General features: G+C 37.9%; 9 protein-coding genes. 6 read left to right on the forward strand and 3 right to left on the reverse strand.

The features are described 5' to 3' along the window. Positions 1 to 287 precede the first annotated feature (287 nt). Positions 288 to 563, forward strand: coding sequence for a UPF0223 family protein (locus AS180_RS10115; RefSeq protein ID WP_025909120.1), 276 nt, complete (start codon positions 288 to 290; stop codon positions 561 to 563). A 119-nt stretch (positions 564 to 682) separates the two neighbouring features. On the opposite strand, the gene AS180_RS10120 is transcribed toward AS180_RS10115, so the two are convergent. Then, positions 683 to 1,315, reverse strand: a complete 633-nt coding sequence (locus tag AS180_RS10120) for a YktB family protein (protein ID WP_025909119.1) — start codon at positions 1,313 to 1,315, stop codon at positions 683 to 685. Between the two features lie 262 nt (positions 1,316 to 1,577). Here AS180_RS10120 and AS180_RS10125 point away from each other — a divergent pair, with 262 nt between their 5' ends. Continuing rightward, on the forward strand, positions 1,578 to 1,763 hold the full coding sequence (locus AS180_RS10125; protein ID WP_025909118.1) for a hypothetical protein: 186 nt from the start codon (positions 1,578 to 1,580) through the stop codon (positions 1,761 to 1,763). 161 nt (positions 1,764 to 1,924) lie between these two features. Continuing rightward, positions 1,925 to 2,728: an inositol monophosphatase family protein gene (locus AS180_RS10130; RefSeq protein WP_025909117.1), complete on the forward strand. Its 804-nt coding sequence runs from the start codon at positions 1,925 to 1,927 to the stop codon at positions 2,726 to 2,728. A 69-nt stretch (positions 2,729 to 2,797) separates the two neighbouring features. Here the strand turns inward: AS180_RS10130 and AS180_RS22505 are convergent, their stop codons facing one another. Both AS180_RS22505 and AS180_RS10135 read right to left on the reverse strand, forming a co-directional pair. Then, positions 2,798 to 2,941 carry a hypothetical protein gene (locus AS180_RS22505; protein ID WP_156413472.1) on the reverse strand — a complete coding sequence of 48 codons (144 nt, stop codon included), beginning with the start codon at positions 2,939 to 2,941 and terminating at the stop codon, positions 2,798 to 2,800. 141 nt (positions 2,942 to 3,082) lie between these two features. After that, positions 3,083 to 3,268, reverse strand: coding sequence for a YlaF family protein (locus AS180_RS10135; RefSeq protein WP_025909116.1), 186 nt, complete (start codon positions 3,266 to 3,268; stop codon positions 3,083 to 3,085). 113 nt (positions 3,269 to 3,381) lie between these two features. Here AS180_RS10135 and typA point away from each other — a divergent pair, with 113 nt between their 5' ends. The 3 genes from typA to AS180_RS22510 all read left to right on the forward strand — a co-directional run bounded on the left by typA (position 3,382) and on the right by AS180_RS22510 (position 5,956). Further along, positions 3,382 to 5,220 carry a translational GTPase TypA gene (gene typA / locus AS180_RS10140; RefSeq protein ID WP_025909115.1) on the forward strand — a complete coding sequence of 613 codons (1,839 nt, stop codon included), beginning with the start codon at positions 3,382 to 3,384 and terminating at the stop codon, positions 5,218 to 5,220. A gap of 161 nt (positions 5,221 to 5,381) precedes the next feature. After that, positions 5,382 to 5,699, forward strand: coding sequence for a YlaH-like family protein (locus AS180_RS10145; RefSeq protein ID WP_025909114.1), 318 nt, complete (start codon positions 5,382 to 5,384; stop codon positions 5,697 to 5,699). 113 nt (positions 5,700 to 5,812) lie between these two features. After that, entirely contained in the window at positions 5,813 to 5,956 is a 144-nt protein-coding gene (locus tag AS180_RS22510) for a hypothetical protein (protein ID WP_156413473.1), read from the forward strand. Positions 5,957 to 6,000: the final 44 nt, after the last annotated feature.

A 6,000-nucleotide genomic window follows, 5' to 3' on the forward strand; every position in this document is an offset into this window, starting at 1 on the left:
CATTCTCCACTGATTAAATGTGCATGACATGTAAACTGTTTTATAAAAATAAAAACAATAAGAAGAAATGTAATTTCATACAGTTTCTTCGTTATGTATTCAATAAAACAAATGAATTATAGCACTTATTAATATGTTTGCAAAGGGATTTTTTAAACATATTCGCATTATAAGAAATCAATCTAAACTTACGCGTAGCGATAAAGTTTTGTGAAGCTGAATTCATATGATAAAGTATTACTTGAAAGTCTTAGAACAAATACATAAAAAGTGAGCGGAGGAGTTAGATGGAATATCAATATCCTATCTCCCTTGATTGGAGTACAGAAGAAATCATTGATGTGGTTAAATTTTTTGAAAGCATTGAAAAAGCTTATGAAAAAGGAATTGAGCGCGAACAGCTAATGGGTATCTATCGTCGTTTTAAAGAAATTGTTCCAAGCAAAGCAGAAGAAAAAACAATTTGCAATGACTTTGAAGATCAAAGTGGGTATTCATCCTATCGAACAATTCAACAAGCAAAAGCTGGCCAATCTGGTGACATTATTCGCATGAAAAAGTAAAGAAAATTCTTTAACATGTTTTCCGAACCAACAAAAAATATCCGGACTATCAAAAGTAGTTAACTTTTGATAGTCCGGATATATTAGTGGCTGAAATATTTATCTCTTAGCATCTCTTTTTACGCGTGCGCTTTTTTACTAAGTTCATATAAAGGAGCTAATGTCTTAAATGTATCATCAATTAAATCAATCCATTGTTGGCCAGTCATCTTAACTGCTTCTTCTTTTGATACATTAATTCCGCATAAAATCTCTGCTTTTTTAACATGTTCTAATCGTTCAAATAATCCCTTAAGTTCTGTGGTAGATAAGGAACTCATTTTTTCGACAGCAGGTTTTGTATGGTCTTTTGACCAAACGAATGATTGAGGAATTTGCTCTTTAATGTGGTCTATCTGGTCGGCTAGTATTTTGCCGTACGCTGATTTAATCGGTGCTTCATAAATAACCGCAAACCAAACGAAAACGTGAGTGCCCCAAAGACCAATTTGGAAGTGAGGTAACATCTTATAGCCACGCTTGTTAGTAGCAAACGCTACCCATGTATCTTTTGGTGGATTTACCGTTCTACGCGCATGTTTTGCTACATGGACAAAGATTTCATCGCCCACTAATGAGGAAAGTGTAGGAGCAAAGTGCGTGCTTAACTCTTCGAATTTAGGACGAATTTGTGTTTTTATTGCTTCCATTCGTTCATCTAAACCATCTATTGTAAATACGTTAAAATCAGCTTCTGAAAATCCTTCAAACAAATTCAATACCTCCAATATCCAATAATAGATAATTCATCTCGTATTTCGTAGTAATTTTACCATAGAAAGGGCATAATCACCAATTTATTCGCATATGCTTGTCAAAAACACGTCTATCATTTTTTTATAGGTAATCACACAATTTAGTTACATGAAATTGAGCTTCAACATAGACTATTCTAACCGAAAAAATTCTGAAAATTTAGTTTTATTGAAGCCGTTTTGAGGACCATTCATTATTATTGAGAGGGGTGTTTCATCAATGAAACAAGTGGTGAATATGTATAAGAAGAATGATGGGCAAAAGAGACTAGGAGTTATTCGATTAGAGCTTGATTACGAATTAGCTACGCTGTATGAAGCAATGGTTGAAAATAACGAAGAGAAAAAGAATCAGTGCAAGCAAAAGTTAGAGAAGCTTCGCCAAGAAATGATCTCCTTGCAATAAAGATAGCTGATGCTGGAATGAGAGTAGAAAAAACTGGTGAATATAAGAGTAAAGGGAATGGAGAGAAGCGTAAATACTTCTCTCCTTTGTTCTGTGAATTGACATCTTGCAGTCGTTTTTTTAAGCTTAATACAGGACTTTCAAAAAAGGGGGAACACTAAATGAGGGATTTTTGGAATCAGGTTGATACATATGCAAAGCAATGGATTAAAGAAGCAGGTGATCGAATTAAAGCTTCTTTTAGTAGAGAGCTCGTGATTGAAACAAAATCAAACCCTAACGATTTAGTAACCAATATGGATAAAGATATTGAACAGTTCTTTATTTCAAAGATTAAAGAAGTATTTCCAGGCCACCGGATTTTAGGTGAAGAAGGGTATGGCGAAAAAATTGAAACATCTGAAGGTGTTATTTGGGTAATTGATCCAATTGATGGAACAATGAACTTTGTTCATCAACAGCGAAATTTTGCTATTTCCGTAGGTATTTTTGAAAATGGAGTTGGACAAGCTGGATTCATATATGATGTTGTACATGATGAGCTGTACCATGCTAGAAAAGGGAAGGGAGCATATATTAATGACCAACAGCTGCCACCTTTAAAGCAAGTTAGCATTGAAGAGTCTATTGTCAGCTTAAACGCAACGTGGGTAACGGAAAATAGAAGAATTGATCCATCGGTGCTTTCACCTCTAGTAACGCGTGTGAGAGGAACAAGGTCATATGGGTCCGCAGCCATTGAGCTTGCATATGTTGCAGCAGGAAGGTTAGATGCTTATATTACGATGCGCTTAGCACCGTGGGACTTTGCGGCAGGGAAAGTTTTAATTGAAGAGCTTGGAGGCGTCGTAACAGACTTAGAAGGGAAGCCTTTAGATATTTTAGACAGAAGCAGCGTATTCGTTGCCAAGCCAGGTTTACACGAAGAAATTTTGTCTACGTATCTTTCTAAGTATAAAGGCTGAAAAAAGACGAGTCTGGGACAAAACAAAATGTTCCTTTCTAAAGGACGAATGATGCCTTTTTTAAAGTCGTTAGGTTATACTAACCGGTTCGTTCCATTGCGCTACAGACACTCGCTTTCCGCGGGAAGGAATCTGAGCCTCCTCGCTACGCTGCGGGGTCTCAGCCTTTCCTCTATCTCCCGCAGGAGTCACGTGTCTTACGCTCCATTCCACTAATTCTCTAAAATTGGTTTCCCAATCAAGAAAAAATCCGAACTATAAAAGAGTCGTTAACTCTCAATGGTTCGGATAGATCATTGACTGAAACACTTATGTCTCAACCTCGTTTCGTTTTTGTGCTATTTCAGAAAAAAATTACAGTTGATTTTTTTCTCTCATTTTCTTTTTTGTTGTGAATCCGAAGCCCATAATTGCAACGAGGGCAACGATGGATCCAATAACACCGGTAGCGCTTCCTTCCCCGATAAATATACCAATTGCCATAATTGAAAAAGTTGCTAGCATTGCATATAAAACAAATACCCACTTAATGTTTTTCATGTTGATTCCTCCCAAATTTATTCAATAAGTATAGTGTACAACAAAATCATTCAGCAATTCTAGATTTAGTGTGATATAATAGCTTAGTTATTACAAGCATAGGAGTGAAATGCGTGAACATTCGTAAAGATTTACGTAATATTGCCATTATTGCCCATGTAGACCATGGGAAAACAACGTTAGTAGATAAATTATTACATCAGTCCGGAACTTTCCGTACAAACGAGCACGTGGAAGAGCGTGCGATGGACTCAAATGACCTAGAGCGTGAGCGTGGAATTACAATTTTAGCTAAAAATACAGCTATTAATTATAAAGATACGCGTATCAATATCATGGATACGCCAGGACATGCCGACTTCGGTGGAGAAGTTGAACGTATTATGAAAATGGTAGATGGTGTTCTACTTGTTGTTGACGCATATGAAGGTTGTATGCCTCAAACACGTTTTGTATTAAAGAAAGCTTTAGAACAAAAGTTAACACCAATCGTTGTTGTAAACAAAATTGACCGTGACTTTGCTCGTCCAACTGAAGTTGTTGATGAAGTAATTGACTTATTTATTGAGTTAGGTGCAACAGAAGAGCAAATTGAATTCCCGGTTGTATACGCATCAGCAATCAACGGAACTGCAAGCGTAGATCCTGAGAAGCAAGATGACAACATGGAAGCATTATTTGATTCTATTATTGAGCACATTCCAGCACCAATTGACAACAGTGAAGAACCGCTTCAATTCCAAGTAGCAATGCTTGACTATAACGATTACGTTGGTCGTATTGGAGTGGGACGCGTGTTCCGCGGAACAATGAAAGTAGGACAGCAAGTTGCTTTAATGAAGCTTGACGGTTCAGTTAAGCAATTCCGCGTAACGAAGATGTTCGGTTTCTTAGGGCTAAAGCGTGTAGAAATCGAAGAAGCAAAAGCAGGAGACCTAATTGCCGTATCAGGAATGGAAGACATTAACGTGGGTGAAACGGTTTGTCCGTCAGAACACCAAGAAGCACTTCCTGTATTACGTATCGATGAGCCAACATTACAAATGACGTTCCTAGTAAACAATTCACCATTTGCAGGACGTGAAGGTAAGTTTGTTACATCTCGTAAAATTGAAGAGCGCTTAATGTCTGAACTTGAAACAGACGTAAGTCTTCGTGTTGAAAACACTGATTCTCCTGACGTATGGGTTGTATCAGGACGCGGTGAGCTTCACTTATCTATCTTAATTGAAAATATGCGTCGTGAAGGCTATGAAATTCAGGTGTCAAAACCAGAAGTAATCGTACGTGAAATTGACGGTGTACGCTGTGAGCCTGTAGAGCGCGTTCAAATTGACGTGCCAGAAGAGCATACTGGTTCTATTATGGAATCTATGGGTGCTCGTAAAGGTGAAATGGTTGATATGATCAACAATGGAAACGGTCAAGTTCGCCTTATTTTCATGGTGCCGGCTCGTGGATTAATTGGATATACAACAGAGTTCTTATCATTAACTCGTGGTTTTGGTATCATCAACCACTCATTTGATAGCTATCAGCCAATGCAAGCTGGTCAAGTAGGCGGACGTCGTCAAGGTGTGCTTGTATCAATGGAGACAGGAAAATCATCGACTTACGGAATCCAAGGTGTAGAAGACCGCGGTACAATCTTCTTAGAGCCTGGTACGGAAGTGTATGAAGGAATGATCGTTGGTGAGCATACGCGTGAAAATGATCTTGTTGTTAACATTTGTAAAATGAAACAAATGACAAACATGCGTTCAGCTAACAAAGACCAAACAACAGGTATGAAAAAGCCGCGTATCATGTCTCTAGAACAATCTCTTGAATACTTAAACGATGACGAGTATTGCGAAATTACGCCAGAATCGATTCGTTTACGTAAAAAGATTCTAGATAAAAACGAGCGTGAAAAAATCGCGAAAAAGAAAAAATATGCTGATATGAAATAAGCAGTAAAGAAGTTGCTAAAGCGCTATGCTCTAGCAACTTTTTTGTTTTTTATAGAGGTAAAAGGAAGCTCATTGTCGAATATTGTATATGTTGATAAGTAAAAAGAAGCCTACTTCATAAGAGAGAAGTCAGTGGGATTACATAAAGGAGGAAACATAGGGTGAACGTAGAAGATCGTCTGTCTTTTTTTGCAGCTCTATATCGTGTTGATAAAAACTCGGATGTCGGAATGTGGATGCTTTATCTTACAATTTTATTGCTGTCAATTGTTGTATATAAGCTGGGGTTTGCGAAAAAATTGCCGCTTTTAAAATCCATTATTATTTATCTGTTCCTAGGGTTCGGCTGTACTGTGCTTACGTTTTTAGGTATCTTTTTGCCGGTAGCAGAAGGGTTAGTTGTGGCAGCGCTTATTTTAATTATTTATAAGATTAGGCTTTATCAATCCAAAAAAGAAGATTCAACGATAAATATGTAAAAGAGGCTGGGACATAAGTAATTCAGCCAATGATAAACCTGAACGATTGAGAGTTTCTCACTTTTAATCGTTCAGGTTTTTTGGTTGATTGTGAAAACAATGTTGGAAACAGGGTGGAATGGAGCGTAGGACACTCGACTCCTGCGGGAAAGAGAGGGAAAACGGAGATCCCGCAGCGCAGCGAGGAAGCTCAGGTTCCTCCCCGCGGAAAGCGAGTGGCCGTAGCGCAATGGAACGAACGTGTTCAGACAAACTAAAGAGATGGGAACAGCTATTGTTCGTCTCTTAGAAGCAATCATTT

It is taken from the genome of Priestia veravalensis (assembly GCF_001457055.1).
In the GTDB taxonomy this organism is placed as follows: domain Bacteria; phylum Bacillota; class Bacilli; order Bacillales; family Bacillaceae_H; genus Priestia; species Priestia flexa.